The 25765-nt window shown below is 72.5% G+C and carries 26 protein-coding genes and 1 tRNA gene; 13 read left to right on the top strand and 14 right to left on the bottom strand.

Annotated features, from left to right (window positions below; all coding sequences use genetic code 11):
* Positions 1 to 57 precede the first annotated feature (57 nt).
* A complete protein-coding gene (locus ACFQQI_RS15280) occupies positions 58 to 1299 on the bottom strand; it encodes an FAD-binding protein (RefSeq protein WP_378564936.1) in 1242 nt (413 codons plus the stop codon).
* 77 nt (positions 1300 to 1376) lie between these two features.
* Between ACFQQI_RS15280 and ACFQQI_RS15275 the strand changes: the two genes are divergently transcribed.
* Complete coding sequence (locus ACFQQI_RS15275) at positions 1377 to 1775, top strand: hypothetical protein (protein ID WP_378564933.1); 399 nt, start codon at positions 1377 to 1379, stop codon at positions 1773 to 1775.
* Here ACFQQI_RS15275 and ACFQQI_RS15270 read toward each other — a convergent pair.
* The 3 genes from ACFQQI_RS15270 to ACFQQI_RS15260 all read right to left on the bottom strand — a co-directional run bounded on the left by ACFQQI_RS15270 (position 1772) and on the right by ACFQQI_RS15260 (position 5561).
* Entirely contained in the window at positions 1772 to 2911 is a 1140-nt protein-coding gene (locus ACFQQI_RS15270) for an RNA polymerase sigma factor (protein ID WP_378564930.1), read from the bottom strand. The genes ACFQQI_RS15275 and ACFQQI_RS15270 overlap by 4 nt on opposite strands.
* A gap of 12 nt (positions 2912 to 2923) precedes the next feature.
* Entirely contained in the window at positions 2924 to 3334 is a 411-nt protein-coding gene (locus tag ACFQQI_RS15265; RefSeq protein WP_378564927.1) for a YciI family protein, read from the bottom strand.
* Positions 3335 to 3431: 97 nt separating this feature from the next.
* Positions 3432 to 5561 carry an MMPL family transporter gene (locus tag ACFQQI_RS15260; protein WP_378564924.1) on the bottom strand — a complete coding sequence of 710 codons (2130 nt, stop codon included), beginning with the start codon at positions 5559 to 5561 and terminating at the stop codon, positions 3432 to 3434.
* Between the two features lie 131 nt (positions 5562 to 5692).
* Between ACFQQI_RS15260 and ACFQQI_RS15255 the strand changes: the two genes are divergently transcribed.
* On the top strand, positions 5693 to 6838 hold the full coding sequence (locus ACFQQI_RS15255) for a sensor histidine kinase (RefSeq protein WP_378564921.1): 1146 nt from the start codon (positions 5693 to 5695) through the stop codon (positions 6836 to 6838).
* Positions 6835 to 7494 carry a response regulator gene (locus ACFQQI_RS15250; protein ID WP_378564918.1) on the top strand — a complete coding sequence of 220 codons (660 nt, stop codon included), beginning with the start codon at positions 6835 to 6837 and terminating at the stop codon, positions 7492 to 7494. Before ACFQQI_RS15255 ends, ACFQQI_RS15250 begins: the two co-directional genes overlap by 4 nt.
* Positions 7495 to 7496: 2 nt before the next feature.
* On the opposite strand, the gene ACFQQI_RS15245 is transcribed toward ACFQQI_RS15250, so the two are convergent.
* Positions 7497 to 8459 carry a helix-turn-helix transcriptional regulator gene (locus ACFQQI_RS15245; RefSeq protein ID WP_378564915.1) on the bottom strand — a complete coding sequence of 321 codons (963 nt, stop codon included), beginning with the start codon at positions 8457 to 8459 and terminating at the stop codon, positions 7497 to 7499.
* Positions 8460 to 8542: 83 nt separating this feature from the next.
* On the opposite strand from ACFQQI_RS15245, the gene ACFQQI_RS15240 reads away from it, so the two are divergent.
* A complete protein-coding gene (locus ACFQQI_RS15240) occupies positions 8543 to 9682 on the top strand; it encodes an epoxide hydrolase family protein (protein WP_378564912.1) in 1140 nt (379 codons plus the stop codon).
* Positions 9683 to 9745: 63 nt separating this feature from the next.
* Here ACFQQI_RS15240 and ACFQQI_RS15235 read toward each other — a convergent pair.
* Positions 9746 to 9829, bottom strand: a tRNA-Leu gene (locus tag ACFQQI_RS15235).
* Between the two features lie 219 nt (positions 9830 to 10048).
* Here ACFQQI_RS15235 and ACFQQI_RS15230 point away from each other — a divergent pair.
* Genes ACFQQI_RS15230 through pknB form a run of 7 tightly spaced genes read left to right on the top strand, consistent with a single transcriptional unit; the run spans position 10049 to position 18644 of the window.
* The gene (locus ACFQQI_RS15230) at positions 10049 to 10756 is read left to right on the top strand and encodes an FhaA domain-containing protein (protein WP_378564909.1); all 708 of its coding nucleotides are present in this window, start codon (positions 10049 to 10051) and stop codon (positions 10754 to 10756) included.
* 10 nt (positions 10757 to 10766) lie between these two features.
* Positions 10767 to 11243, top strand: coding sequence for an FHA domain-containing protein (locus ACFQQI_RS15225; protein ID WP_378564906.1), 477 nt, complete (start codon positions 10767 to 10769; stop codon positions 11241 to 11243).
* Positions 11244 to 11249: 6 nt separating this feature from the next.
* Complete coding sequence (locus tag ACFQQI_RS15220; protein WP_378564903.1) at positions 11250 to 12566, top strand: PP2C family protein-serine/threonine phosphatase; 1317 nt, start codon at positions 11250 to 11252, stop codon at positions 12564 to 12566.
* Entirely contained in the window at positions 12563 to 13975 is a 1413-nt protein-coding gene (locus tag ACFQQI_RS15215) for an FtsW/RodA/SpoVE family cell cycle protein (protein WP_378565576.1), read from the top strand. Before ACFQQI_RS15220 ends, ACFQQI_RS15215 begins: the two co-directional genes overlap by 4 nt.
* On the top strand, positions 13972 to 15444 hold the full coding sequence (locus ACFQQI_RS15210; protein WP_378564900.1) for a peptidoglycan D,D-transpeptidase FtsI family protein: 1473 nt from the start codon (positions 13972 to 13974) through the stop codon (positions 15442 to 15444). Before ACFQQI_RS15215 ends, ACFQQI_RS15210 begins: the two co-directional genes overlap by 4 nt.
* Positions 15441 to 16880 carry a protein kinase gene (locus ACFQQI_RS15205; RefSeq protein WP_378564897.1) on the top strand — a complete coding sequence of 480 codons (1440 nt, stop codon included), beginning with the start codon at positions 15441 to 15443 and terminating at the stop codon, positions 16878 to 16880. Before ACFQQI_RS15210 ends, ACFQQI_RS15205 begins: the two co-directional genes overlap by 4 nt.
* Positions 16881 to 16892: 12 nt before the next feature.
* On the top strand, positions 16893 to 18644 hold the full coding sequence (pknB, locus tag ACFQQI_RS15200) for a Stk1 family PASTA domain-containing Ser/Thr kinase (RefSeq protein ID WP_378564894.1): 1752 nt from the start codon (positions 16893 to 16895) through the stop codon (positions 18642 to 18644).
* Positions 18645 to 18653: 9 nt separating this feature from the next.
* Here the strand turns inward: pknB and ACFQQI_RS15195 are convergent, their stop codons facing one another.
* Positions 18654 to 19463 (bottom strand): DUF881 domain-containing protein, encoded by an 810-nt coding sequence (locus ACFQQI_RS15195; RefSeq protein ID WP_378564891.1) that lies wholly within the window; start codon positions 19461 to 19463, stop codon positions 18654 to 18656.
* A gap of 47 nt (positions 19464 to 19510) precedes the next feature.
* Between ACFQQI_RS15195 and ACFQQI_RS15190 the strand changes: the two genes are divergently transcribed.
* A complete protein-coding gene (locus ACFQQI_RS15190; protein WP_378564888.1) occupies positions 19511 to 19966 on the top strand; it encodes a cell division protein CrgA in 456 nt (151 codons plus the stop codon).
* 241 nt (positions 19967 to 20207) lie between these two features.
* Here the strand turns inward: ACFQQI_RS15190 and ACFQQI_RS15185 are convergent, their stop codons facing one another.
* Together ACFQQI_RS15185 and ACFQQI_RS15180 are read right to left on the bottom strand one after the other, a co-directional pair.
* Positions 20208 to 21131: a rhomboid family intramembrane serine protease gene (locus ACFQQI_RS15185; RefSeq protein WP_378564885.1), complete on the bottom strand. Its 924-nt coding sequence runs from the start codon at positions 21129 to 21131 to the stop codon at positions 20208 to 20210.
* A 16-nt stretch (positions 21132 to 21147) separates the two neighbouring features.
* On the bottom strand, positions 21148 to 21660 hold the full coding sequence (locus tag ACFQQI_RS15180) for a peptidylprolyl isomerase (protein WP_378564882.1): 513 nt from the start codon (positions 21658 to 21660) through the stop codon (positions 21148 to 21150).
* A 176-nt stretch (positions 21661 to 21836) separates the two neighbouring features.
* Here ACFQQI_RS15180 and ACFQQI_RS15175 point away from each other — a divergent pair, with 176 nt between their 5' ends.
* Positions 21837 to 22424 carry a hypothetical protein gene (locus tag ACFQQI_RS15175; RefSeq protein WP_378564879.1) on the top strand — a complete coding sequence of 196 codons (588 nt, stop codon included), beginning with the start codon at positions 21837 to 21839 and terminating at the stop codon, positions 22422 to 22424.
* A gap of 9 nt (positions 22425 to 22433) precedes the next feature.
* On the opposite strand, the gene ACFQQI_RS15170 is transcribed toward ACFQQI_RS15175, so the two are convergent.
* The 5 genes from ACFQQI_RS15170 to ACFQQI_RS15150 all read right to left on the bottom strand — a co-directional run bounded on the left by ACFQQI_RS15170 (position 22434) and on the right by ACFQQI_RS15150 (position 25706).
* Positions 22434 to 23453 (bottom strand): 1-acyl-sn-glycerol-3-phosphate acyltransferase, encoded by a 1020-nt coding sequence (locus tag ACFQQI_RS15170; RefSeq protein ID WP_378564876.1) that lies wholly within the window; start codon positions 23451 to 23453, stop codon positions 22434 to 22436.
* The gene (locus ACFQQI_RS15165; RefSeq protein ID WP_378564873.1) at positions 23450 to 24289 is read right to left on the bottom strand and encodes a patatin-like phospholipase family protein; all 840 of its coding nucleotides are present in this window, start codon (positions 24287 to 24289) and stop codon (positions 23450 to 23452) included. Before ACFQQI_RS15165 ends, ACFQQI_RS15170 begins: the two co-directional genes overlap by 4 nt.
* Complete coding sequence (locus ACFQQI_RS15160; RefSeq protein ID WP_378564870.1) at positions 24286 to 24630, bottom strand: DUF3817 domain-containing protein; 345 nt, start codon at positions 24628 to 24630, stop codon at positions 24286 to 24288. The genes ACFQQI_RS15165 and ACFQQI_RS15160 overlap by 4 nt, the downstream gene beginning before the upstream one ends.
* Positions 24631 to 24639: 9 nt before the next feature.
* Positions 24640 to 25392, bottom strand: a complete 753-nt coding sequence (locus tag ACFQQI_RS15155) for an SURF1 family protein (protein WP_378564867.1) — start codon at positions 25390 to 25392, stop codon at positions 24640 to 24642.
* Between the two features lie 62 nt (positions 25393 to 25454).
* Positions 25455 to 25706 carry a hypothetical protein gene (locus ACFQQI_RS15150; RefSeq protein ID WP_378564864.1) on the bottom strand — a complete coding sequence of 84 codons (252 nt, stop codon included), beginning with the start codon at positions 25704 to 25706 and terminating at the stop codon, positions 25455 to 25457.
* Positions 25707 to 25765: the final 59 nt, after the last annotated feature.

The raw sequence follows: 25765 nt of genomic DNA, 5'->3' as shown, positions 1-25765 counted from the left end.
GGGTAACCGTCAGTCTCTCGTACGAGGGCCGGATCCGGCCCATCCGTGGGGATGTAGTCAGGCGAGGTCGAACGTGCGGGCGATAAAGCGGTTGCGGAGCTTCCCGGCGGGGTCCAGCCGCAGCACGAGCGCCCGGAAGTCCTCGAAGCGCGGGTAGAGCGGGCGCAGGTCGGCCGACCCCGCGACGAAGCACTTGCCCCAGTGTGGGCGGCCGCCGAGCGCCAGCAGCGCCGCCTCGATCTCCGGCAGCACGCCGTACACGCCGGCGACGTCGCGCACCCACGTGAAGTGGAAGCCGACCACGTCGTGGCCGTGGGCGCCGCTCAGCCACAGGTCGTCGGCGGCGATCGTGCGGATCTCGGAGGTCTGCAGCAGCGGGGCGAACGCCGGAGCCAGCTCCCGCAGCCGCTCGACGGCCCGCAGCGCCTCGGTGCGCGGCACGAGGTACTCGCTCTGCAGCTCCTCGCCGCGGCTCGGGGTGAAGTCCATCCGGAAGTGCGGCAGCCGGTGGTGCCAGGAGCCGGGCACCCCGCCCTGCCGCGTCACGGCCGCGACGTCGGCGCCCGCGAGCATGTGCAGCGTGCTCGCCGCGGGTCGCGCGCCCCAGAGCTCGGCGGGCGGCTGCTCGTCCGCGCGGCTCTTCAGCCACACCTGCTGCACGACGCCGCTGGCCCAGTCGGTGAACAGGCTGACGCTGTAGGCGCTCGCCGTCAGCGCGTCGAGCTGCTCCGCAGCGACGTCCCAGGAGAGGTCCGTCCAGAGGTCCTGGCGGACGTCGTACGTCGGCTCGACGTCGAGCCAGACGTGCGTCGTGACGCCCAGCGCGCCGAGCGCGACGACGTGGCCGGCGAAGTCGGCGTCACCGCGGCGCACCGTGCGCAGCTCGCCGGTCGCGTCGACGAGCTCGAGCCCGGCGACGGCCGCGGCGAGCGACCCCGTCCGGTCGCCGGAGCCGTGGGTGCCGGTCGCGACCGCGCCGGCGACGGAGATGTGCGGGAGGGACGCCATGGTGGCCAGCGCCCAGCCGCGGCTCGCCAGGTCCTCGGCGAGGTCGCCGTACCGCAGCCCGCCCGAGACCCGCACCTGCCCGCGGTCGGTGTCGACCTCGACCTCGCGCGGGAGCTCCGCGACCGAGACCAGGTCACCCTCGGAGTCGGCGAGGTCGGTGAACGAGTGCCGCGTCCCGAGCGCCCGCACCCGGTCGAGGCGGGCGACCAGCGCACGGAGCTCGTCGACGCTCGCCGGGGCGTGCACCTGCCCTGCGGCGTACGTGTGGTTGCCCGCCCAGTTCGTCAGCACGGGGCCATCCTCCCGCAGGGCGTAGTCACCCGGTCCGGGTGAGTCCACGGCGGCCCGGGCGGGAGCACACTCGGCAGATGACTCAGTCAACCACCGGGAGCGCCTGGGCCGAGGGCATCGGCATCTTCGCAGGCGCCGCGCTCGTGACCGTCGGCATCTTCCAGTTCCTGGAGGGCGTCGCCGCCGCGGCGAACGACGACGTCTTCGTCCGCACCTCCAACTACGTGTTCGAGTTCGACCTCACCACGTGGGGTTGGGTGCACATCATCGTCGGCCTCGCCGTCGCGGCCATCGGCGGCGCGATCCTCGCCGGCCAGGGCTGGGCCCTGGTGGCGGGCATCGTGGTCGCGATCCTGTCCGCGCTGATGAACTTCGCGTGGCTCCCCTACTACCCCTTCTGGGCCGTCATCGTGATCGCGTTCAACATCGCGGTGATCTGGGCCCTGAGCACGATCCTGGGCAGCCGGCGCCACTAGGACCCGGTCGGTCTGGTCCGGGCGGCCTGGCGGGCGAGGTGGTCGTGCTCGGCGGATGACGTCGCCAGCCGCGCGGCCCGGGTGTAGAGGTCGTGCGCGACCGCGACGTCGCCCGCCTTCTCGTGGAGGTAGGCGCGCACCGCCGTGTGCCGGGGTACGTCGTCGGGCACCTGCTCGACAGCGCGCAGCCCGGCCAGCGGCCCGTCGACCTCGCCGACCGCGACGGCGCGGTTGAGCGCGACGACGGGGCTGTCGGTGAGTCGCGCGAGCTCGTCGTACCACTCGAGCACCTGCGTCCAGTCCGTCTCCTCGGCGGCCGGGGCGTCGGCGTGCAGGGCGGCGATCGCGGCCTGGGCCTGGTACTCGCCGAGCCGGTCGCGGGCCAGCGCCCGCTGGAGGATCTCGACGCCCTCGGCGATGACGGCGGTGTCCCAGCGGGTCCGGTCCTGCTCGGCCAGCGGCACGAGTGAGCCGTCGGCGGTGAAGCGCGCCGCGCGCCGGGCGTGGTGGAGCAGCATCAGCGCCAGCAGCCCGGCGACCTCGGGCTCGTCGCTGACGGCGGCCAGCTGCCGGGTCAGCCGGATCGCCTCGGCGGCGAGGTCGACCTCGCCGGTGTAGCCCTCGTTGAAGACCAGGTAGAGGACCTTGAGGACCGTGCGCAGGTCACCCGGCTGACCGACGTCGACGGCCCCGATGGTCTTCTTGGCTCGGCTGATCCGCTGCGCCATCGTCGCCTCCGGCACCAGGTACGCCTCGGCGATCTGGCGCGTGGTGAGCCCGCCGACCGCGCGGAGCGTCAGCGCCACGGCCGAGGCCGGCGTCAGGCTCGGATGGCAGCAGAGGAAGAGCAGCCGGAGCGTGTCGTCGTGCTCCTCGGTCGGCCCCGGCGGCGGCTCCTCGAAGTCGGCGAGCTCGCGTCGCTGGCGGGCGACCTCGGAGCGCCGGGCGTCGAGGAACTTGCGCCACGCCACGGTGATCAGCCACCCCCGCGGCTCCGCAGGCGGGTCGTCCGGCCAGCGGCGTACCGCCTCGACCAGCGCCTCCTGGACGGCGTCCTCGGCCGCCGCGAAGTCGGCTCCGCGGCGGACGAGGACACCGAGCACCTGGGGCGTGAGGTCCCGGAGCAGCTCGTCCATGGTCCGTCGATCTCAGTCGGTGACGGTCGGCGGCTCCTCCATGAACGGCCGCACCTCGATCCACTCCTGCAGCGGCTTCCCGTCCTTGCCCGGCGCCGAGGAGAGGTACGCCGCGGCCTCGTGCGCGCGCTCGACCGAGTCGACGTCGATCACCATCCAGCCGGCGATCAGGTCCTTGGTCTCGGCGAACGGCCCGTCGGTCACCGGCGGGCTGCCCGCGGCGTCGTACCGGACGAAGGTGCCCTCCGGCGAGAGCGCCTGCGCGTCGACGAACTCGCCGCGCTGGCGGAGGTCGTCGGCCACGTGCCGCATGAACGCGATGTGGTCCGAGATCTCCTCGGGCGTCCACTGGTCCATCCCGATCGCGCCGGTCGGTGTCGGGGTCGGGCCGCCGCGGTAGTGCTTGAGCAGCAGGTACTTCATGGTGGTGCTCCTTCGGAGTACGTGCGGCCCATTCTGGCCGCCTTCGACCCGGGGACGGAGCCGTCCCGACGTCCTCGACATCGCCCGCCGGAACTTCTCACGCGCTGGTCGCGGTCGCCGGGGCCAGGGGCGCCGGCTCGACGTCGAGGGTCGGCATCCGGCGGTCCAGCCACGAGGGGAGCCACCACGCGCGGCGTCCGAGCAGCTTCATCGTCGCCGGCACCAGCACGAGCCGCACCACGGTCGCGTCCAGCAGCACCGCGGTCGCGAGGCCGAGGCCGAGCATCTTCAGGATCGGGTCGGCGCCGAGCACGAACCCGCTGAAGACCGCGACCATGATCGCCGCCGCGGAGGAGATGGTCCGGGCCGTGACGCCGACGCCGTGCACGATCGCGTGGTCGGCGTCGCCGGTGCGCAGGTACTCCTCGCGGATCCTCGAGAGCAGGAACACCTCGTAGTCCATCGAGAGCCCGAAGAGGATCGCGAACATGAAGAGCGGGATGAAGGAGATCACCGGGATCGTCGACTCCAGCCCGATCAGGTCCGCGCCCCAGCCCCACTGGAAGACCATCACGATGACGCCGTACGCCGCGCCGACGCTGAGCAGGTTCAGCACGGCCGCCTTGAGCGGCACCAGGACGGACCGGAACACCACGACCAGCAGCAGGAAGGACAGCAGCACCACCGCGACCACGAAGGCCGGCAGCCGGTCGGCCACCCGGGCCCCGAGGTCGTCGATCGTCGCGGGGTAGCCGCCGATGTGCGCGGTGGCGCCCTCGACGGCGCCCGGCAGCACGTCCTGGCGCAGCCGCGTCACGGTCGCGCGGGTCTCGGCGTCCTGGGGCGACGTCGTCGGCTGGGCGACCACGGCGGCGACGTCGGAGCCGGCGAAGACCTGCGGCTCGGCGACGCCGGCGATCCCGGGGTCGGACCGGAGGGCACCGGCCACCCGGGCCGCGGCGGCGTCGGTCGTCTCACCGGCGCCGGGAGCGACGGCGACGACCAGGGGCCCGGTGGCGCCCGGCCCGAACGCCTCGGCCACCAGGTCGTGGGCACGACGCTCGGTGCGCTCCTCGGGGTAGCTGCCCTGGTCGGGCAGGCCGAGCCGCATGCCGAGCAACGGGGCGGCCAGCGCGAGCAGCAGCACCGCGCCGCCCGCGGCGTACGCCGTGGCGTGCCGGGTGACGTGCCGGCCCCACCGCGCCCAGCGCGCGACCGACGCCGCCTGCCGGCGGGCGAGCCTGCCACGGCCGGCCAGGCGGGTGCCCGCGAGGCCGAGCAGGGCCGGCAGCAGCGTGGTGGCCGCGAGCACCATGACCAGCACGACGACGGCGATGCCGATGCCGCCCGCGGTCACGAACGGCAGGCCGGCCACGACCAGGCCGAGGATCGCGAGCACGACGATCCCGCCGGCGAGCACGATCGACTGCCCGGCCGTGGCGAGCGCGCGGCCGACCGCGTCCGGGACCGCCATGCCGGCGTCGAGCTGCTCGCGGAAGCGGGTGAGCAGGAAGAGGGCGTAGTCGATGCCGACCCCGAGTCCGACCATCGCGGCCATCGCCGTCGTCCAGACCGGGATGTCGACGAGGTAGGCGACCAGGGGGAGGGCGCTGGCGCCGACCAGCAGACCGAGCAGCGCGATCGCGACCGGGAGCCCGGCCGCCAGCAGCGACCCGAACGCGACCACGAGGATCACCAGGGCGACGCCGATGCCGAGCATCTCGCCGACGTTGGTCGGCGCGCCCCCGAAGTTGAAGTGCAGGTCCCCGCCGGCCTCGAGGTCCAGGGCGCCCGTGCCCCGCTGCTCGTCCAGCAGGTCCTCGAGCGCGTCGAGGTCGGCCTTCGCCAGCTGGTCGATGGCGGGGTACTGGAGCGTGACGACCGCCGTCCGGTCGTCCGCGGACAGCGCGTGGCTGACCCCGAGCACGTGCGGCAGGTCCGCGAGGCCCGACTCGAGCTCGGCGAGGTCGACGTCGCGCGCGTCGAAGGGACCACCGTCGGCCGGCTGCGCCACGACGTACGCCGTGATGCCGTCGGCGCCGGCCTCGGCGAGCAGGTCGGCGGCGGCCTGGGAGTCGGTGCCGGGGGCGGCGTTGCTCTCCTCCAGCACGCGGCCGAAGGAGGCGGAGGCCGCGACGACGATCACGGTCGCGGCGAGCCAGGCCGCGATGGCGACCCAGGGGCGGCGGGCCGACCAGCGGCCCCAGCGGTACAGAAGTCTGGACATGGCTCAACGCTGGCGCCGGCGGTCCCGCCACCACATCGGCGTCGAGGCCGGACCACGTCCTCCGCACGGATGGTCCGCGGGTCGTCCTTTCGGCCGGTCCGCAGAGGCCCCGCGATCCCTAGGCTGTCGCCGTGGCAGCAGATTCGGCTCGGCAGGCGTGGCGCGCGCTGTGGCGCGAGCCCCGCTCCGACGACGCGCCCGTCCGCGTCTGGCGAGACTGGGTGCTGGTCGGTGGGTTCGGGCTGGCGGCCGTGCTCGAGGGCATCCTCAACCCGGACGTGACCTGGCGCCCGGTCTCCATCGTGATGGCGCTCGGCCTGCTCCCGACGCTGCTGTGGCGGCGCACCCATCCGCTGCTCTGCCTGCTGGTCGCGTTCGGCACGACCGTGATCGTGCAGGTGGCGGCCGTCCTCGCCGACCGCCACGAGGTCGGCCTCGGCGCGATGATCTTCTTCCTGGTGCTCCTCTACGCCGACGTCCGCTGGGGATCGGGCCGCGAGGTCGTGCTCGGCGTGGCGGCCGTGCTCGGCGTCGCGACGTTCTCGATCGTCACCGAGCCGATGCCCGCCGGCGACGTCGCCGGGGCGTACGCCGTGCTCACGCTCGCGGTCGGCGCCGGTGCGACCGTGCGTGCCCGGGCCGACCTCGACCGGCGCCGCCGCGACCAGATCCGCAGCGAGGAGCGCGTCGGCCTGGCCCGGGACCTGCACGACGTGGTCGCTCACCACGTCTCCGCGATCGCCGTGCAGGCGCAGGCCGGCCGCACCGTGGGCGCCCGCGACGCCGGTGCCGCGCTCCGCGCGCTGGAGGCGATCGAGGACGAGGCATCGCGGACCCTCGCCCAGATGCGCACCATGGTGGGCGTGCTGCGCGCCGGCACGGCGGTCGACTACGCGCCGCTCGCCGGCATCGCCTCGCTCCGGTCGCTGGCCGACCCGGACGGCCGGCCCGCCGTCGTCGTACGCCTCAGCGGTGACGCATCGGTGCTGCCGCCCACCGTCGACAACGCCGTCTTCCGCCTGGCCCAGGAGGCGCTGACCAACGCCCGCCGGCACGCCCGCGACGCCACCCGCATCGACGTCGAGGTCGCCGTCGACGCCGACCGGGTGCGCGTGCACGTCCACGACGACGGCGCCGCCGACCCGGCGTGGCAGCCCGGCTACGGGATCATCGGCATGTCCGAGCGCGCGCAGCTGCTCGGCGGAACGTTCAGTGCCGGACCCTCCGGCCGCGGCTGGACCGTGGCCGCCGAGCTGCCCGTGGAGCCCGCGGCATGACAGTTCGTGTGGTCGTCGCCGACGACCAGGACCTGGTGCGCACCGGCCTCGCGATGATCCTCGACGCCCAGGACGGCATCGACGTCGTCGGGCAAGCCGCCGACGGGCCGGGCGCGGTGGAGGTGTCGGAGCGGCTGCGCCCCGACGTGCTCCTCGTCGACATCCGGATGCCGGGGTACGACGGGATCGAGGTCACCCGCCGGCTCGCCGGAGCAGGCGTCGCCGACCCGGTGGCGGTCGTCGTCATCACGACCTTCGACCTCGACGAGTACGTCTTCGGCGCGCTCCGCGCCGGTGCCCGTGGCTTCCTCCTCAAGGACGCCGGCCCCGAGCTGCTCGTCCAGGCCGTCCACGCGGCCGCCAACGGCGACGCCCTCATCGCCCCCGGCATCACCCGTCGCCTGCTCTCCACGTTCGCCGTCGGCGGCCCGGCCACGGCACCGCAGCCGCACGAGCCGCTCACCGAGCGCGAGGAGCAGGTCCTCGCCCTCGTCGCCCGCGGCCGGACGAACGCCGAGATCGGCACCGAGCTCTACATCGGCGTGACGACGGTGAAGACCCACGTCGCCGCCCTGCTCACCAAGCTCGGCGCCCGCAACCGTGTCGAGATCGCCATGTGGGCCTACCAGACCGGCCGCATCCAGAGCGAGGGCTGACGTCACCCACCGGGGGCGTCGCCGACGGCCCGGGCATAACGGTGCGAGAGCTCGCGCAGGTTGGCGACCAGCTCGGGTGGCTCGGTGACCGTGAAGTCGAGGCCGAGCATGCTGATCCAGACCGCGACGACCTCGATGCTGTCGCCGCCGGTGACGAGGTCGGACTCGGTGTCGCTGACCGCCTCGACGGTGCCGACGGCCGGGTTGATCCGGGCCAGGACCTCCGCGGCGGGCGCGTGGATACGGATCCGGGTGTGCACCGACCAGCCGGCGCGCGCGACCTCACGGACCACAAACTCGGTGAGGTCGCCCGGGAACGGCAGCGGGGTGAACCGGCGCCCGCCCGGCGTCCGCAGCCGCAGCCAGTCGACGCGGTACGGCGCCCACACAGCTGTCGCGGGGTCGCGGCCGACCAGGTACCACCGCCGCTGCCAGCTCACCAGGTGGTAGGGCTCGATCTCGCATCGCTCGTCGCGGTAGTCGCACCGCAGGCCCTGGTGGTCGCGGATCGCGGCGGCCAGCTCGCCGAGCAGCTCCGCGTCGACGGCCGGGTCCTCGACATTCGAGTCCGTGTTGACCGGCCCGGGGCTCACGGCGAGCCGGAATGCCTCGACGCGGCGGCGCAGCTGGTCGGGGAGCACCTGCTCGAGCTTGGCGAGCGCTCGCGTGCCCGTCTCCTCGAACCCGGCGATGCCGGTGGCGGCCCGCAGGCCCACGGCCACGGCGACGGCCTCGTCCTCGTCGAGCAGCAGCGGTGGCAGCTTGGCGCCGGCGCCGAGCCGATAGCGGCCGCCCGGGCCGCGCAGGGCGTCGACGGGATAGCCCAGCCCGCGCAGCCGCATGACGTCCTTGCGCACGGTCCGGTCGGTGACGTCCAGGCGGTGCGCCAGCTCGGCCCCGGTCCAGTCGGCGCGCGACTGCAGCAGGCCGAGCAGGGCGAGCAGTCGGGCGGAGGTCTCGTGCATGTTCTTCAGATTACCGGAACGAAGTGTTCCTGAACCCTTCCTAGAGTCGTCGCATCAACTCTTCCCGAACAAGGAGCACGACGATGACCACGACGGCAACCACCGAGCTCGACGTCCGACCCTTCCGCGTCGAGATCCCGCAGGCCGACCTCGACGACCTGCGCGACCGCCTCGCGCGCACCCGCTTCGCGCCGGCCGCCCCCGGCGACTCCTGGGAGTACGGCACCCCGGATGCCTACCTGCGCGACATGGTCGGGCGCTGGCAGACCTTCGACTGGCGCGCGGTCGAGGACCGGCTCAACGCGCACCCGAACTTCGTCACCGAGGTCGAGGGCCAGACCGTCCACTTCATCCACGTGAAGTCCGAGGTCCCGGGCGCCCGGGCGCTACTCCTCGCGCACACGTACCCGGGCTCCGTCCTGGACTACATCGACATGATCGAGCCGCTCGTCGACCCGGTCGCCCACGGCGGCAGACCCGAGGACGCCTTCGACGTCGTCGTACCGTCCATGCCCGGCTTCGGCTTCTCCATGCCGCTCGCCGACGGTGCCTGGATCATGGCGCGGGTCGCGCGCACCTACGACACGTTGATGCGGGGGCTCGGCTACGACTCGTACGGCATCCACGGCAGCGACGGCGGCGCCATGGTCTCGCGCGAGCTCGCGATCATCGACCCCGAGGGCTTCCTCGGCGCGCACGTGCTGCAGCTGTTCTCCTTCCCGTCCGGTGCCCCGGGCGAGATGGACAGCTTCGGGGAGAAGGAGTACGCCGCGCTCGAGCACCTCGGGTGGTTCCAGAGCGTCGGCGGCTACAACCAGATGAACGGCACCCGGCCGCAGACGATCGGCGCCGGGCTCGCGGACTCACCCGTGGCGGTGCTCGCCTACCACGAGCTGTTCGAGAGCTTCGGCAACGGCACCAGCCTGGTGCGGCCCGAGCAGGTGCTCGCCCAGGCGAGCCTCTACTGGTTCACCAACACCTACGCGACCGCGGCCCGCTACCACTACGAGGAGGCGCACGCCGGGATCGACCCGGTCGTCAGCCAGGGCCGGATCGGCGTCGTCGTGTTCCAGGACGACTTCAAGACGATCCGGGCGCTCGCCGAGCGCGACAACGCGAACATCGTGCACTGGACGGAGTACCCCCGCGGCGGCCACTACGCCGCGATGGAGGTGCCCGACGACGTCGTCGCCGACATCCGCGTCTTCTTCGCCGGCGCCTAGATCGACGCCGACGAGCCAGGAACGAGAAGAGGGGCCCGGTCACCCGGGCCCCTCTTCGTCACGTGCGCGAGGGGGGAGTTGAACCCCCACGCCCTTTCGGGCACACGGACCTGAACCGTGCGCGTCTGCCTATTCCGCCACTCGCGCGTGAAGCGGGCTCAGGCTATCCCAGTCCCACGGAAGCGCCCAAACCGGGACGACAGGCGCCGGGCACACCGTCCCCCGACCACCTGCACGACCCCGATACGATCGTCGAAACCCGGCCTCCCGGTCGGGTGGTTCCGGTTTCTGCTGCCCGGGCAGCGGGCACGACCCCCGGGACCGACCCCCGGCAACGCCCGGACGACTGGGATGGAAGGAGGGCACGTGGGCGGATTCCAACGACTCGAGAACAAGCTCGAGGAGATGATCTCCGGCGCGTTCGCCCGAGCCTTCCGGTCCGCCGTGCAGCCGGTCGAGATCGCGGCCGCCCTCCAGCGCGAGTGCGACAACAACGCGCAGATCCTCTCCCGCGATCGGCGCCTGGTGCCCAACGACTTCCACGTGGAGCTCTCCGCGACGGACCTCGACCGGCTCTCGCCGTACGACAACGCGCTCGCGGACGAGCTGGTCCGGCAGCTGCGCGACCACGCCGACGAGCAGAGCTACGTGTTCCCCGGGCCGGTCACCATCGCGTTCGATCCCGCCGACGACCTGACCACGGGCCGGTTCCGGATCCGGAGCCGCGCGCAGGCGAAGGTGACGAGCGACGCGACGCAGACCCAGGTCGGCCGGGCGCGGGCGTTCCTCGAGGTCAACGGCACCCGCCACCCGATCCAGCCGCCCGGCCTCGTCGTCGGGCGCGGCACCGACGCCGACCTGCGCATCAACGACCCCGGCGTGAGCCGGCGGCACATCGAGTTCTTCGTGACCGGCGGCGGCCAGCGCGGGATCGCGGTCGAGGTCCACGACCTCGGCTCGACCAACGGCATGCTCGTCGACGGCCACCGCATCACGGCGACCGGAGTGCGTGACGGCTCGGAGGTCCGGATCGGCAACACGACGCTCGTCGTACGAATCCTCGAGGACCGGTGAGGCAGGCAGGATGTCCGAGCTGACGCTTTTCCTGGTCCGCATCGCCTATCTGGCGATCCTGTGGATCTTCGTGCTCTCCGCGATCTCCGTGATCCGCTCCGACATGTTCGGCGCGCGCGTCCCGGAGGCGGTGCGCGGCGGGGGCGGCAAGGCGCCGAAGGCCCCGAAGCCCCCCAAGCCCGGCAAGCGCCGGAGCGCGCCGACCCACGCGATCGTCACCGAGGGCTCCAACGTCGGCGAGCGCGCGGAGCTCGCGCAGGCGCCGATCCTCATCGGCCGCGGCACCGACGCGGCGATCCGCCTCGACGACGACTACGTCTCGACGAGGCACGCCCGCATCGCGGCGTCCGGCGACCAGTGGTTCGTCGAGGACCTCGGCTCCACCAACGGCACGTACGTCGGGTCGGTGCGGATCAGCCAGCCCACGACCATCACCGTCGGCACCCGGGTGCGCGTCGGCAAGACCATCATCGAGCTCCGGAAGTAGCTGCGGATGACCGACCAGCCGACCGGGCAGCCGGGCCCTCGCTTCCGGCTCGACTACGGCGCCGTCTCCGACGTCGGGCGGGTGCGCCGCGACAACCAGGACTCCGGGTACGCCGGACCCTGGCTGCTCGCCGTGTGCGACGGCGTCGGCGGCGCGGTCCGCGGCGACCTCGCCTCGGCGACCGCGATCGCCCAGCTGCGCCGCCTCGACGAGCCACCGACCAGCGACTCCGCCGACGACCTGCTCGGCCGGATCGGCGGCGCCGTGCACCGCGCCCACGACCGCCTCGTCGAGCTCGTCGACGAGGACCCCGGGCTCAGCGGCACCAGCACCACCGCGTCCCTGCTCGCGTTCGACGGGACCCGCATCGGCGTCGGCCACGTCGGCGACAGCCGGGCCTACCTCTACCGCGACGGCACCATCCGCCGGCTCACCACCGACCACACGTTCGTGCAGACCCTCATCGACGAGGGCCGCATCACCGAGGCCGAGGCGAAGGTCCACCCGCACCGCAACCTGATCCTGCGCGCGATCGACGCGGTCAGCGACAGCGAGCCCGACCTCCACGTGCTCGAGATCGCCGCCGGCGACCGGCTGCTGGTGTGCAGCGACGGCGCGAGCGGCGCGCTCGACGACGGGCGGCTCGCCGACATCCTCTCGACGGGCAGTCCCGAGTACGCCGCGATCGAGCTGGTCCGCGCCAGCCTCGAGGCCGGCAGCACCGACAACGTCACGTGCGTGGTCGCCGACGTCCTCGACGCGACCGACGACGAGCCGGCGCCCGGCGAGCCGCTCGTGGTGGGTGCCGCCGCGGACCGCCGGGTCCAGCGCGGCCGCACCGGCGGGCTCTTCCGCGGGCACCGCTCCGGCGACACCGGCGAGCTCGACCCGATCCGGGCCGACCTGCCCGACGAGGTGCCGTACGCGATCACCGCGGACCCGATCGACCCCGAGGAGGCGCGCTACGCGCCCCGCGAGCCGCGCCGCTACGTGTGGGCCCGGCGCGTGTTCGCCACCGCGGCCGTCGTCGGCCTGGGCTGGATCGGCGTCGCCGTCCTCTGGTCGTGGTCGCAGCAGCAGTACTACGTCGGCGAGCAGGACGGCTCGGTCGTCATCTTCCGCGGCGTCAACGCGTCGGTCGGCGGCTTCGACCTGTCCGAGCCCTACGAGACCACCGACCTCACCACCGACGGTCTGTCCGACTTCGACGCCGGCAAGGTCGAGGAGGGCATCAACGTCGACGACCTCGACGACGCCCGGCAGACCGTGCAGAACCTGGCCGACAACCAGGAGACCACCGACGAGAGCCCGGCGGGGGGCTGAGCGTGGCCCAGTCGTCGTCGCTCCTCGGGTTCGTGCACCGCCGCCGGCGGGGCGCGGAGCTCTTCCTCCTCATCCTCGCGCTGCTCGTCGGCGTGGGCGCCTACGCCGCCGTCGGCATCGGCGTCGAGGAGGAGGTCCCCGCCGACCTGTTCGGGTACGGCGCCTGGCTCGCCGCCCTGGTCATCGGCGCGCACGTCGTGATCCGCATCGTCGCGCCGTACGCCGACCCGGTCCTGCTGCCGGTCGTCGCGGCCCTCAACGGCCTCGGCCTCGCCGTCATCCACCGGATCGACCTCGCGCGCGAGGAGGACGGGCGGTTCCACGAGTTCGCCCAGCAGCAGCTGACGTGGATGACGCTCGGCGTCGTCCTCTTCGTCGTGACGCTGCTGGCCGTCCGCGACCACCGCGTGCTCCAGCGCTTCACCTACACCAGCGGCCTCGCCGCGATCGTGCTGCTGCTGCTCCCGCTGCTGCCCGGCCTCGGCCGCACCGTCTACGGCGCGCGGATCTGGATCCGGCTCGGCCCGTTCAGCTTCCAGCCGGGCGAGGTCGCCAAGGTGCTGCTGGTCATCGCGATCGCCGGCTACCTCGTGCTCCACCGCGACGCGCTCGCGCTCGCCGGCCGCCGCGTGCTCTTCGTCGACCTGCCCCGCGGCCGCGACCTCGGGCCGATCCTCGTGATGTGGCTGGTCAGCCTGGGCATCCTGGTCTTCCAGCGCGACCTGGGCTCGAGCCTGCTGTTCTTCGGCCTCTTCCTGATCATGCTGTACGTCGCGACCGAGCGACCCGGCTGGCTCGTCGTCGGCGGCCTGCTCTTCGTCGGCGGCGCGGCGCTCGCGTACTTCCTCTTCGCCCACGTCCGCGAGCGCTTCGACATCTGGCTGAACCCGTTCGACTTCTACGACACCGGTGAGAGCTTCCAGCCGGTCGAGGCGAAGTTCGGCCTCGGCTGGGGCGGCCTCATCGGTCGCGGCTTCGGCAACGGCGACCCCGACCGGGTGCCGTTCGCCGAGTCCGACTTCATCCTGGCCTCGATCGGCGAGGAGCTCGGGCTGACCGCGCTGATCGCGGTGCTCATGATGTACGGCCTCATCGTCGAGCGGGCGCTGCGCACCGCGCTGATCTGTCGCGACGGCTTCGGCAAGCTCATCGCCACCGGCCTCGGCAGCGCGATCGCGCTCCAGGTGTTCGTGGTCGCCGGCGGCGTCACCGGGCTGATCCCGATCACCGGCCTGACCACGCCGTTCCTCGCGTACGGCGGCTCGTCGCTGATCGCCAACTGGGTCATCGTCGCGCTGCTGCTGCGCATCTCGGACCAGGCCCGCCGACCGCTGCCGACCGTCTCCGACGACACCGCCGCGTTCAGCGAGGACGCGACCCAGGTCGTGCGACTGGGAGGACTGCCGTGAACAAGCCCATCCGCACCGTCTCGATCTTCTGCCTGCTCCTCTTCCTGGCGCTGATGGTCAACGTGACCTACCTGCAGTACTGGAAGGCCGGCGCCCTCAACGACGACGCGCGCAACCGGCGGGTCCAGGTCGCGTCGTACTCCCAGGAGCGCGGCGCGATCCTGGTCGGCCGCACCCCGGTCGCGGAGAGCGTCGAGTCCGACGACGAGTACAAGTTCCAGCGCACCTACCCGAAGCCGTTCGTCTACGCGCCGGTCACGGGCTACTTCTCCTACTTCGGCGCCACCGGCATCGAGCAGAGCCGCAACGGCGTGCTCTCCGGCGACGACCCGCGGCTGTTCGTCACCAACCTGCTCGACCTGCTCAGCGGCAAGGCGGCCCAGGGCGGCAACGTCGGGCTGACGATCAACCCCGACGCACAGCAGGCGGCGTACGACGGGCTCAAGTCGCTCGGCGGCGACATCGAGGGTGCCGTGGTCGCGCTCGAGCCCGGCACCGGCAAGGTGCTCGCGATGGCGTCGCTGCCGACCTACGACCCCAACCAGCTCGCTTCCCACGACCTCGGCGCGGTGACGAAGAAGTCGCAGCAGCTCAACGAGGACCCCCGCGAGCCGCTGCTCAACCGCGGGATCCAGACCCGACTGCCTCCCGGCTCGACGTTCAAGATCCTGACCGCGGCCGCGGCGATCGACAAGGGGCTCTACACCGCCGACTCCGAGGTCCCCGGCGGCGTGACGTACCAGCTGCCGCTGACGCAGGGCCCGACCGGCGAGATCGACAACGAGGGCCGCTCCTGCGGCTCCAACGGCAGCAAGATCCCGTTCACCCAGGCGATGGAGCAGTCCTGCAACACCAGCTTCGCCCAGATCGCCGGTGAGGTCGGGGCCGAGGACATGGAGAAGACCGCCGAGGGCTTCGGGTTCAACCAGCACTACTTCGACGACCTGTCGCCGCAGGCGATCTCGCAGTTCCCGGAGGGCGTCGACGAGGCGCAGCTCGGCATGACCGGCTTCGGGCAGTTCGACGTGTCCGCGACGCCGCTGCAGATGGCGATGGTCGCGGCCGGCATCGCCAACGACGGCACGGTGATGAAGCCCTACCTCGTCGACGAGGAGCAGGCCGCCGACCTCAACGTGCTCGACAAGACCGAGCCGGAGGAGTTCTCGCAGGCCGTGTCGGCGACGGCCGCCAACGAGGTCACCAAGCTGATGGTCTCCACGGTCGACAACGGCACGGCGTCGCCGGCCGCGATCCCCGGCATCGACGTCGCCGGCAAGACCGGCACCGCCCAGACCGGCCAGTCCGAGCGCTCGCCGTACGCCTGGTTCGTGTCGTTCGCGCCCGCCGACAACCCCGAGGTCGCCGTGGCCGTGATGATCCAGAAGTCCGACATCCCGCGCGACGAGATCGCGGGCGGGCTGCTCGGCGGCCCGATCGCCAAGGCCGTGATGGAGGCGGTGATCCGGTGACCACAGGACCCGGCCCAGGACAGGGGTTCGCCGACGACTCCCGGCGCTACCGGCTCGACGGCCGGCTCGCGACCGGCGGCATGGGCGAGGTGTGGCGGGCGACCGACACCGTGCTCGACCGGCAGGTGGCGGTCAAGCTGCTCAAGGCGGAGTACGCCGACGACGCGACCTTCCGCATCCGCTTCGAGACCGAGGCCCAGCACGCCGCCTCGCTGCACCACCCCAACATCGCCACGGTCTACGACTTCGGCGAGGCCAACATGACCGACGGCTCGCGCACCCGGCGGCCGTACCTGGTCATGGAGCTCGTCGACGGGCAGCCGCTCTCGGCGCTGCTGCGGCCCGACGTACCCATGGACCCGCGCGCCACCCGCGAGCTGCTCGCCCAGGCGGCCGACGGGCTCGGCGCCGCCCACGCGGCCGGCATCGTGCACCGCGACGTGAAGCCCGCGAACCTCCTGGTCACGCCCGACCGGCAGGTCAAGATCACCGACTTCGGGATCGCGCGCGCGGCCGAGGGCGTCGGCCTGACCGGCACCGGAGAGGTGATGGGCACCCCGCAGTACCTCTCGCCCGAGCAGGCGCAGGGCCAGTCCGCCACGCCCGCCTCCGACGTCTACTCCCTCGGCGTCGTCGCCTTCGAGTGCCTCGTGGGTCGGCGGCCGTTCGTCGGGGAGACCGCGGTCGCGACGGCGCTCGCCCACCTGCGCGAGCCGGTCCCCGAGCTGCCGCCGTCGGTGCCGGCCGACCTGGCCGCCGTCGTACGCCGTGCGCTGGCCAAGGACCCGGCGCAGCGGTTCGCCGACGGACGCGCCCTGGCCCACGCGCTGCGCAACCCGGCCACCGAGGCCACGCGCGTGGTGCCGGCGGCCGCTCCCGTGGCCGACCCGACGTCGACCCAGGTCCTCGCGCCGACCCCCGCCGCGGCGCGCACCCCCGCCCCGCAGCCCGAGAAGCGCAGTCGCTCCTGGGTGTGGCCGGTCGTCGCGGTGATCGCGCTGGCGGCGATCGTCGCGGTCGTCGTGCTGCTCCTCACCCAGGGCGACAGCGACGACGACCCGACCGACGAGCCGACCAACCGGCCGTCCCCCACCGAGACGACGTCGTCCCCACCCGAGTCACCGACGCCGACCGAGGAGGACACCACCGTGCGCATCGAGGAGGGGGACTACGTCGGTCGCCCGGTCGGCGACGTGCAGCGCGAGCTCGCCGACCTCGGCCTCCGGGTCGTCACCGAGCGGGTCGACAACCCCGGCGACCAGATCGAGGGCGACGTCACGAGCGTCAACCCGACCGGCGCCCTCGAGGCCGGCGACACCGTCACGCTCGGCGTCTGGGGCCCACTCCCCGAGCCGGAGCCGGAGCCGACCGAGTCGCCCACCCCCACCGACACCACCACCCCGTCGCCGACCGACACCGCATCCCCGAGCAGCTAAGGCAAGGTCATCGTGAACAACCAACAGCCGGTCCTGATCGGCGGGCGCTACGAGCTCGGCGAGCTGCTCGGCCGCGGCGGGATGGCCGAGGTCCGCAAGGGCACCGACACCCGGCTCGGCCGCGTCGTCGCCGTGAAGCGGCTGCGCACGGACCTCGCCAGCGATGCCACCTTCCAGGCGCGGTTCCGCCGCGAGGCGCAGTCGGCCGCGTCGCTCAACCACCCGGCGATCGTCGCCGTCTACGACACGGGCGAGGAGCAGGCGTCCGACGGCTCCGGAATCTCGCAGCCCTACATCGTCATGGAGTACGTCGCGGGCCGCACGCTGCGCGACATCCTCCGCGAGGGGCGCAAGATCCTGCCCGAGCGTGCGCTCGAGATCACCAGCGGCGTGCTGTCCGCGCTCGACTACAGCCACCGCGCGGGGATCATCCACCGCGACATCAAGCCCGGCAACGTGATGCTGACGCCGAGCGGCGACGTGAAGGTGATGGACTTCGGCATCGCCCGCGCGGTCAGCGACGCGGCCTCGACGATGACCCAGACCGCGGCCGTCGTCGGCACAGCGCAGTACCTCTCCCCCGAGCAGGCCCGCGGCGAGACCGTCGACTCCCGCTCCGACGTCTACTCCGCCGGCTGCCTGCTCTACGAGCTGCTCACCGGCCGCCCGCCGTTCGTCGGCGACAGCCCGGTCGCGGTCGCCTACCAGCACGTCCGTGAGCCGGCCATGCCGCCGTCCGACCACGACACCGAGCTCCCGGCCGAGGTCGACGCGATCGTGCTCAAGGCCCTCGCCAAGCGGCTCGAGGACCGCTACCAGTCCGCCGCGGCGATGCGCAGCGACATCGAGCGCTACCTCGCCGGCCGGCCGGTACAGGCCCAGGTCCCGCCGCCGGTGGCGCCCGACCCGGCGCCGACCGCCGCCACCGCGGTCGTCGCGCCGCAGCCGGCGTACGACGAGGAGGAGCCGCGCGGCCGCACCGGGTTGCTCATCGCCCTGGGGCTGCTGCTGATCGTGCTCATCGCCGGCGCGGCGTACCTGCTGCCCCGGCTCTTCGAGCAGGCGCCGGAGCAGGTCGCGGTGCCCAACCTCATCAACAAGACCGAGGACCAGGCGCGGGCACTGATCGGCGACGCCGGCCTCGCGGTCGGTTCGATCCAGCGGGAGACCAGCAGCGACGTGCGCACCGGCCGGGTGATCACGCAGTCCCCGGACCCGGCGGAGTACCTCGACCCGGACAGTCCCGTCGACCTCACGATCTCGCTCGGCAAGCCGCAGGTCGAGGTGCCGTTCGTCATCGGGCAGCCCAAGGACGAGGCGCAGGCCGCGCTCGTCGAGCAGGGCTTCGAGGTCCGGCTCGAGGAGGAGGAGTCCGACGAGGAGCGCAACACGGTCACGCGGACCGAGCCCTCGCAGGGCCAGAGCGTGGCCGAGGGCACCACGATCGTCGTCTTCTGGTCCGACGGCCGGGAGAAGGTGCCGGACGTCGTCGGCAGGCAGCAGGCGCAGGCCGAGACCGCGATCCGCAACGCCGGCTTCGAGCCGCGGGTGATCGAGTCCGACGACACCACCGAGCCCGCGGGCACGGTCCTCGACCAGAGCCCCCGCGCCGGCGAGACGCCGTCCGCCGGGTCGACGGTCACGATCGTGGTCTCGACGTACGTCGGCCTGCCGACCGAGACCCCGACACCGACGCCCCCGGCGACCGAGGCGCCGACCGAGACGCCGACGGTCACCCCGCCCGTGCTGCGCCGCCGGCCCTGACCGGCCCGCTCAGCCGGTGCCGGTGCGCAGCGGCGTCGCGTAGTTGATGTCGGTGAGGCCGTCGTACCCGGGCGCGGTCACGCTGTTCTCGAGGTCCAGCTGCCAGCCGACGGAGATCCCGGGGTCGGCGGCGTCCTCGCGGTAGGCCTGCAGGTAGGAGTCGTGCTCGATGGCGGAGACCAGCGACTCCTGGTCGCCCACCGCCTGGATGACGTAGGGCTGCGGGTAGGGCACGCCCTGGAGCTGCACGGAGTTGCCCTCGCAGCGGATGCCCGTGGTCGAGACCACGCGCTGGCCCTGGACCGTGACGGCGCTGGCACCGCCCTTCCAGAGCGCGTTGACGGCGGCCTGGATGTCCTGCTGGTGCACGAGCAGCGGGTTGACGTCGCCGGTCGTCGAGTTGATGACGTCCTCGGGCGCGTCCGAGAGCACCACGGTCACGCCCGGCCCCCGGCGCGGCTCGAGGCCCGCGGGATCGCGCAGCTTCTCGATCCGGCGCTGGAAGCGGTTGACCTTGTCGTCGCTGAGGTCAGCGCTGAGCTGGGTGACCTCCGCGTCGAGGTTCGCGACCCGGTCGCGCAGCGCGGCGTAGCTGTCGGCCTCGTCGTCCACCAGGGCGGCGAGGTCGGTGTAGCGGCCCGGCCGCAGGTCGGTGCCCTCGCTGTTGGCGGCGCTCACCACGAAGAGCGCGCCGCAGGCCAGCACGACCAGCGGCGTACCCAGGCGCCACCGGCGGGGTCGCCGGCTCGGCTCCTCCGGGGGTCGCTCGGAGCCCGGGTCGGCGGACCCGGAGGGCCTCGCGTGGGATCCGGCGCTCACGACGACTAAGGTATCCCGGAGTCCAACCGAACCAACCAGGAGCACCTGTGTCCAAGCCGAAGGTCCACGACCCCCTCGCCCCGCCCCGGGGCCCGGTGCTGTCGAAGCGCTTCATCGTCGCGCTGGTCCTGATGCTCCTCGGCATCGCGTGGATCGCCTACTACTACATCGTGTTCGACCCGACGGCGTTCCCCGCGAACGACGACGGCTCGCCCGCGTTCATGAGCGACCTCGGCGACTGGAACTACCTGATCGGCTTCGGGCTGTTCTTCCTCGGCCTGATCATCTCGGCCCACCCGTCCACGCCCCTCGGCCGTGGACGCGGCGTCGTCGTCGGCATGCTCGGCTGCTTCCTGCTCGGCCTGATCTGGATCTGCACGTACTACGTCTTCAGCGACGACCTCAGCAGCATCCCGGTCTTCGACGACCTCAACCAGAAGAACCTGATGGTCGGCATCGGCTTCATGGCCGTCGGCTTCACCTTCGCCACGCGGTGGGAGTGAGCGGAGACGCGCCAGCGGTGGTGATGACGCCGGTCGGTCCTCAGGGACCGGCCGGCGTCACTCATTTGTCCACATTGGGGATAACTGCTGTGGAGAACTACACGGGTGTAGTTCTCCACAGGTGATTCCACACCTGTGGACTCGCGGGCCTAGCGCCCCGCGGTCGTCGAGGCACACGTGATGGCCCCCATAACAGTGTTGTGGGGGCCATCCACGGTGCCTCGACGCGGAAGGGCCGCCCTCAGGACAGCTGAGAGACGCGGGCGACCGTGGCGACGGCGAGCACCGCGAGGAGGGCGACCAGGCCGGCGATCTGGTACGCCGTGCGGTGCCGTCGTGGCGCGTACACGAGGATGCCCGTGGCGAGGACGCCGCCGACGAAACCGCCCAAGTGGCCCTGCCAGGAGATGTTGGGGACCACGAACGTGATGAGCACGTTGACGAGGATCAGCCCCCACAGGGCACGCATGTCGCCGCCGACCCGGCGGGCGACGATGACCATCGCGCCGAAGAGGCCGTAGATGGCCCCCGACGCGCCGAGGGTGAGCTGGTACTCGCCGGCCGCCCAGAGGACCACGGTGGACCCGGCGAGCAGCGACAGCAGGTAGAGCGCGAGGAAGCGCACCCGGCCGAGCACCATCTCGAGCTGAGGACCGATCATCCAGAGCGCGAGCATGTTGAACGCGATGTGGGTGATGGTGACGTGCGTGAAGCCCGACGTCACGAGCTGCCACCAGGCGCCGTCGGCGACGCCGGGCAGCCACTGGGCGCCTCCGGAGGTGCACGTCGCCTCGCTGACGACCGTGTTGAGGAAGCCGTTCTCGAGGTCGCAGACCCCGTTGGGCCGCAGCGCCAGGAGGTCGACGAGCCAGCTGCCCGACCCGCCGGTGACCATGATCGCCAGCCAGATGACGGCGTTGATGCCGATCAGCACGCCGGAGGTCACCGACGCATTGGTCGGGCGGAGGCCGCCGTACGCCGTGCGCCCGCTGCGGGTCTCCTTGCGGCCGGTGTTCACGCACTCGGGGCACTGGAAGCCCACGGAGGCGTCACGCATGCAGTCGGGGCAGATCGGGCGGTCGCACCGCTGGCAGCGGATGTGCGACTCCCGGCCGGGGTGTCGGTAGCAGGTCGGCACCCCGGCGGGGGCCGGTTGATCGGTCATCGTGCGTGTGAGTGGGTCAGGCGCCGACGATCTCGACGGACTCGATGACGACCGGCTCGACCGGCCGGTCGCCCGGGCCCGTCTGGGTCGTCGCGATCGCGTCGACGACGTCACGCGAGGCCTGGTCGGCCGCCTCGCCGAAGATCGTGTGCTTGAAGTTCAGCCACGTCGTCGCGCCGACGGTGATGAAGAACTGCGACCCGTTGGTGCCCGGGCCGGCGTTGGCCATCGCGAGCAGGTAGGGCTTGTCGAAGGTGAGCTCGGGGTGGGGCTCGTCCTTGAAGGTGTAGCCCGGGCCGCCGGTGCCGGTGCCCAGCGGGCACCCGCCCTGGATCATGAAGCCCTCGATCACGCGGTGGAAGGTCAGGCCGTCGTAGAAGGGACCCTTCCGGTCGGTGCCGGCGTCGTACTCCTTGGTCCCCTGCGCGAGCCCGACGAAGTTCTCCACAGTCTGCGGCGCGTGGTCGGGGAACAGGTTGAGCGTGATGTCGCCCCGGTTGGTCTTGAGAATGGCCTGCTGGTCAGCCATGACTGCCTCTCGGTGTCGGTCCGTGCCTCGTTGGGTACACCACGGACGTAGCGCGGTGCTGGTCGTGCCGTCCGATCCTCGCATGGTCAGCAAGCCGTCCGCCCGCTGCCCGGCCCACTGGCTGGGCAGTCGGTGACATGATCGAATGAGCCAGGGACACGACGAGAGGAAGCCCCATGGGTCTGCGGAAGAAGAAGTCGCTCCTCGACCAGGCCAGCGACACGGTCAACGAGTACGTCGAGCAGGTCAAGCCACAGCTCGAGTCGGCCGTCGCGACGGCGCGGGAGAAGGCCGCACCCGTCCTCGCCGACGTTCGCGACAAGGCCGCGCCGGTCATCGCCGATGCCCGCGACAAGGCGGGTCCCAAGATCGCCGCCGGTGCCGCCGTCGCGGCCGAGCGCATCGCCAGCAGCGCGAGCATCGCCGCCGAGAAGGCGGCCGTGGCCGCCGAGGCCGCCGCCGAGAAGGTCGCCGACGTCGCCGAGCCCCAGAAGAAGAAGGGCGGCAAGGTCCGCAAGCTGCTGCTCCTCACCGGGCTCGCCGCGGCGGCCGCCTTCGTCCTCTCCAAGGTCCGGGGTGGCAAGGAGAGCGACAACTGGCAGTCGTCGTACACGCCGACGCCGGCGCCCGCTCCGCGCGCCGACGACGACCGAGGTGGTGCATCGCCCGACGAGGCGCTCGCCGACCAGGCCGAGAGTCCCCGCCCGGTGACCACGCCCGACGACCCGTCCGAGGTCGTCGACGTCGACGACAGCTCGAAGTAGGGCCCAGACTCAGGACCGGCCGGTGGGGAGATCCGCCGGCCGGTTCTCGTTGATCCAGTCGTCGATCCGCTCCCACCAGGCGAAGAGCCACTCGATCCGCTCCTCCCGGCCGGCCGGGATCTCGGCCCGCGGGACCTGCCACCAGCGCATGATGATGCGCTTGTCCATCGGCAGCTCCCGCCACACGTCGCCGACGGTCAGCATGTGGTCGAGCCCCGTGTGCGCGACGAGCACGACGTCCGCGTCCGGCGCCGCGTCGAGCGCGGCGATGAAGCCACCCGGCCGCGGTGCGAGCACGTGGATCATCTCCTCCGCCCGTCGCGCCATCCGCTCCATCCCGAGCCGGCGCAGCCGGTCGATCGCCCGCTGCCGGCGCGCCGGCGTGAAGTTGCCGCCCTCCGGGAAGATCACGAACGCGTCGTTCTCGTCGAGCCCCGTGGCGAGCTCGGCGAGCTGGGTCTCGAGGTTGGCGCCCTCGCCGGGGTTCGGCGTGATGAAGCGGGCCGGGATCCGGTTGAGGAGCACGGAGATCGCGGGGTCCCACGCGAGCGTGTCCTTGAGCACCACGCGCGGCTCGCGGCCGTACCACGCCATCAGCGTGTGGATGAGCACGAACGAGTCGCCGGGGCCCGCGTGCCGGCAGCAGACCAGGATCGGCCGCCCGGGGTGGGCCGTCGGCGTCGGGCCCTCGGACTCGATCCGCAGCCGCAGCACCCGCCGCGCCTCGTGGAAGAAGACCCACATCGTGCCCTGCACCAGGTCGTAGTGGATGCCCTCGAAGTACGGCGTGCGCACCCGCCAGCCGAAGCCGGACGAGATCCAGAGCCCGAACATGACCACCAGCAGCAGCGCCTCGCAGGTGATGTAGACGATCGCGACCCACATGATGCGCAGCGGCCGCAGTCGCCCGGGCACGATCGGCGAGACGGCGGCCGCGCCGATCAGCCAGAACGGCAGCGTGAACCAGATGAGCGCCGCCAGCGCGACCACGGCCGGGGCGATCACGCAGCGGCGCAGCACCCAGATCACGGGTCGCCGGCCAGGTGCTCGTCGAGGTACGCCGCGGTCGCCTCGTAGGTCAGGTCGATCCGCTCCTGCACGCCGGCGTGGTCGCGCGTGCCCAGCAGGGTGTCGTCCTTGGTCGACGTGCCGCGCGCCGGCAGGACGTGCGCCTCGACGCTCGCGGGCAGCTCCTCGAGCTCGCGGTTGAAGCGGTGCCGCCGCGCGATCTCGAACGACACCCGCGCCACCTCCCACGGCCGGCGCGGCACCGTCAGCGGCCGGTCGATCCGCCCGACCTGGAGCACGAAGACCCGGGTCGCACCGAGCTGGACGGCCCGGGCGAGCGGGATCGAGTTCACGATGCCGCCGTCGAGGAAGTGCTCGTCGCCGACCTTCGCCGGCGGCAACAGCCCGGGCACGGCGGCGCTGGCGACGACCGCGTCCACGACGCGCCCGGAGTCGAACCAGTGCTCGGCGGCCCGCTCGATGCTGGCGGCACAGACCTGGAACCGGACCGGCAGCTCCTCGAAGGTCACGTCGCCGAACTCGTCGTCGAGCGCCTGGCGAAGCGGCTTCGCCGACCACAGGTGCGTGCCGTACGCGACGGCCCGGCGGACCGTCCGCAGCTTGTTGGGGTCGCCGTACACGTCGCCGCCGGAGCCGCCGGCGCCGTGCCACAGCTCGGTCAGCTTCTCGATGACCGAGGCGTCCGGCTGTCGCGCCACCAGCGCGCCGTTGAGGGCGCCGACGCTGGTGCCGAGCACGAGGTCGGGGGTGATGTCGCGCTCGAAGAGCGCGCGCAGCATCCCCACCTCGACCGCGCCGAGGACGCCGCCGCCCCCGAGCACGAACGCAGTCGTCACACTGGGGAGGATCCCACGAGCTCGGGGTTCTCGGCGCGCACCTTCTGCGCGACCCGGCGCTCGACCCAGAAGATCAGGAGCGGCACGAGGCCGGCCACGAGCATCAGCAGCGTGAAGCCGACCGTCCAGCGCGCCCGTCGGGCCAGCAGGAACGCGACCACGACGTACACCATGAAGATCCAGCCGTGGAGCAGCCACATGATGCTGGCCTGCTCACCGAACTGCTGGAGGTCGCTGCCGTCCTCGGTGAGGTACTTCAGCGGCGCGGCGACCAGGGCGCAGAAGGCGAGGAGCACGCCGACGACGAGCGCCAGCACACGGTAGACGTTGAACAGCTTCACGACCCCAGCCTACGGATCGGTCGGGGCGGGCTCCGCGTCGTCCTCGACCACGGGTGTCCTGGCTGTCGTCTCCGTCACCCAGCGCCACCAGATGAACGCGGCGAAGAGGCCGAAGAACCACCACTCGATCGCGTAGAGCAAGTTGCGCACGCCCGTGAACGTGCCCACCTCCGGGAGCTGGTCGACGCTGGCCGCCTCGAGCCCGTCCCCGGGCGACTGGGCCACGCCGTACGCGCCGTAGAGGTCCTGGTCGACGTGCTGGATCAGGTCGGCGATGCGCAGCTGGGGGAGTACGTCGTCGGTGGGGTCGTCGTCGACGTCGCCGGTGCCCTCGGGGGGCTGGAGCCAGGCATCGAGCTCGGCAGTCCCGGTCGGGGGCGCCGGTGCGTCGGCCGGGTCGGCCACCCAGCCGCGGACGATCGGGAGGGCCGCACCGTCCGTGCCGTCGACCGTGAGCGGCGTGACGACCCAGTAGCCCTCCTCGCCCGCGCGCATCCGGCCGGAGACCTGGACGGTGCCCTCGGGCACCCACGTGCCGCTGACCGTCACCGGCTGGCCGATCTTCGTGCCGGGGAACGGGTCGTCCGGGCCCATCACCTCGGCGAGCGGCACCGGCTCGGCGCGGGTCAGGTCGACCGCCTCGGCGGCGCGGTGCGCCTGCCAGGCGTCGTACTGCCAGAAGCCCAGGGCGACGGCGATTCCCACGAGGACGAGCGCCAGCAGGTGCGCGCCCCAGTAGCGCGGGGCGAGCGGGCTGGGCACTGCCTCAGCGTACGCAGCCGGGGTATGTGACCCGCGTCCCGGTCAGCGTTCTTCAGCGCCCGTCAGTGGTCGTTGTGCCAGGTGGCGGGGCTGCAGTAGCCGTCGGGGTAATTGCAGACGAGGGACCCGACGTCGGCGTTCTCGGGCCGGTTGTACGCGCTGCCCCTGCCCGCGTTCACGTGGATGCAGCGGCCGTCGCCGCCGACGGAGAGGGTGTACTCCTCGACGTTGTACGGGTCGCCCAGGGCCACGTGCAGGATCGGCTTCTCGCCGTCGCCGTCGGCGTCGCTGTCGCAGAGGGTGACGGGAGTCACCGCGTTCGTTGAACCACATGCTCCCGTATGGGTCCTCGACCCCTTCGAAGTGACCCTTC

This window comes from Nocardioides sp. GCM10030259, from assembly GCF_042666375.1.
In the GTDB taxonomy this organism is placed as follows: Bacteria; Actinomycetota; Actinomycetes; order Propionibacteriales; family Nocardioidaceae; genus Nocardioides.
This window is presented reverse-complemented; position numbering and strand designations above follow the sequence as displayed.

What these genes read in the sequence shown, in the direction of transcription:
- ACFQQI_RS15180 (WP_378564882.1), bottom strand. Translation starts at nt 21,660, where the DNA reads ATGGCTGACCAGCAGGCCATTCTCAAGACCAACCGGGGCGACATCACG.
- ACFQQI_RS15175 (WP_378564879.1), top strand. Translation starts at nt 21,837, where the DNA reads ATGGGTCTGCGGAAGAAGAAGTCGCTCCTCGACCAGGCCAGCGACACG.
- ACFQQI_RS15265 (WP_378564927.1), bottom strand. Translation starts at nt 3,334, where the DNA reads ATGAAGTACCTGCTGCTCAAGCACTACCGCGGCGGCCCGACCCCGACA.
- ACFQQI_RS15185 (WP_378564885.1), bottom strand. Translation starts at nt 21,131, where the DNA reads ATGACCGATCAACCGGCCCCCGCCGGGGTGCCGACCTGCTACCGACAC.
- ACFQQI_RS15270 (WP_378564930.1), bottom strand. Translation starts at nt 2,911, where the DNA reads ATGGACGAGCTGCTCCGGGACCTCACGCCCCAGGTGCTCGGTGTCCTC.
- ACFQQI_RS15240 (WP_378564912.1), top strand. Translation starts at nt 8,543, where the DNA reads ATGACCACGACGGCAACCACCGAGCTCGACGTCCGACCCTTCCGCGTC.
- ACFQQI_RS15250 (WP_378564918.1), top strand. Translation starts at nt 6,835, where the DNA reads ATGACAGTTCGTGTGGTCGTCGCCGACGACCAGGACCTGGTGCGCACC.
- ACFQQI_RS15275 (WP_378564933.1), top strand. Translation starts at nt 1,377, where the DNA reads ATGACTCAGTCAACCACCGGGAGCGCCTGGGCCGAGGGCATCGGCATC.
- ACFQQI_RS15260 (WP_378564924.1), bottom strand. Translation starts at nt 5,561, where the DNA reads ATGTCCAGACTTCTGTACCGCTGGGGCCGCTGGTCGGCCCGCCGCCCC.
- ACFQQI_RS15220 (WP_378564903.1), top strand. Translation starts at nt 11,250, where the DNA reads ATGACCGACCAGCCGACCGGGCAGCCGGGCCCTCGCTTCCGGCTCGAC.
- ACFQQI_RS15225 (WP_378564906.1), top strand. Translation starts at nt 10,767, where the DNA reads ATGTCCGAGCTGACGCTTTTCCTGGTCCGCATCGCCTATCTGGCGATC.
- ACFQQI_RS15245 (WP_378564915.1), bottom strand. Translation starts at nt 8,459, where the DNA reads ATGCACGAGACCTCCGCCCGACTGCTCGCCCTGCTCGGCCTGCTGCAG.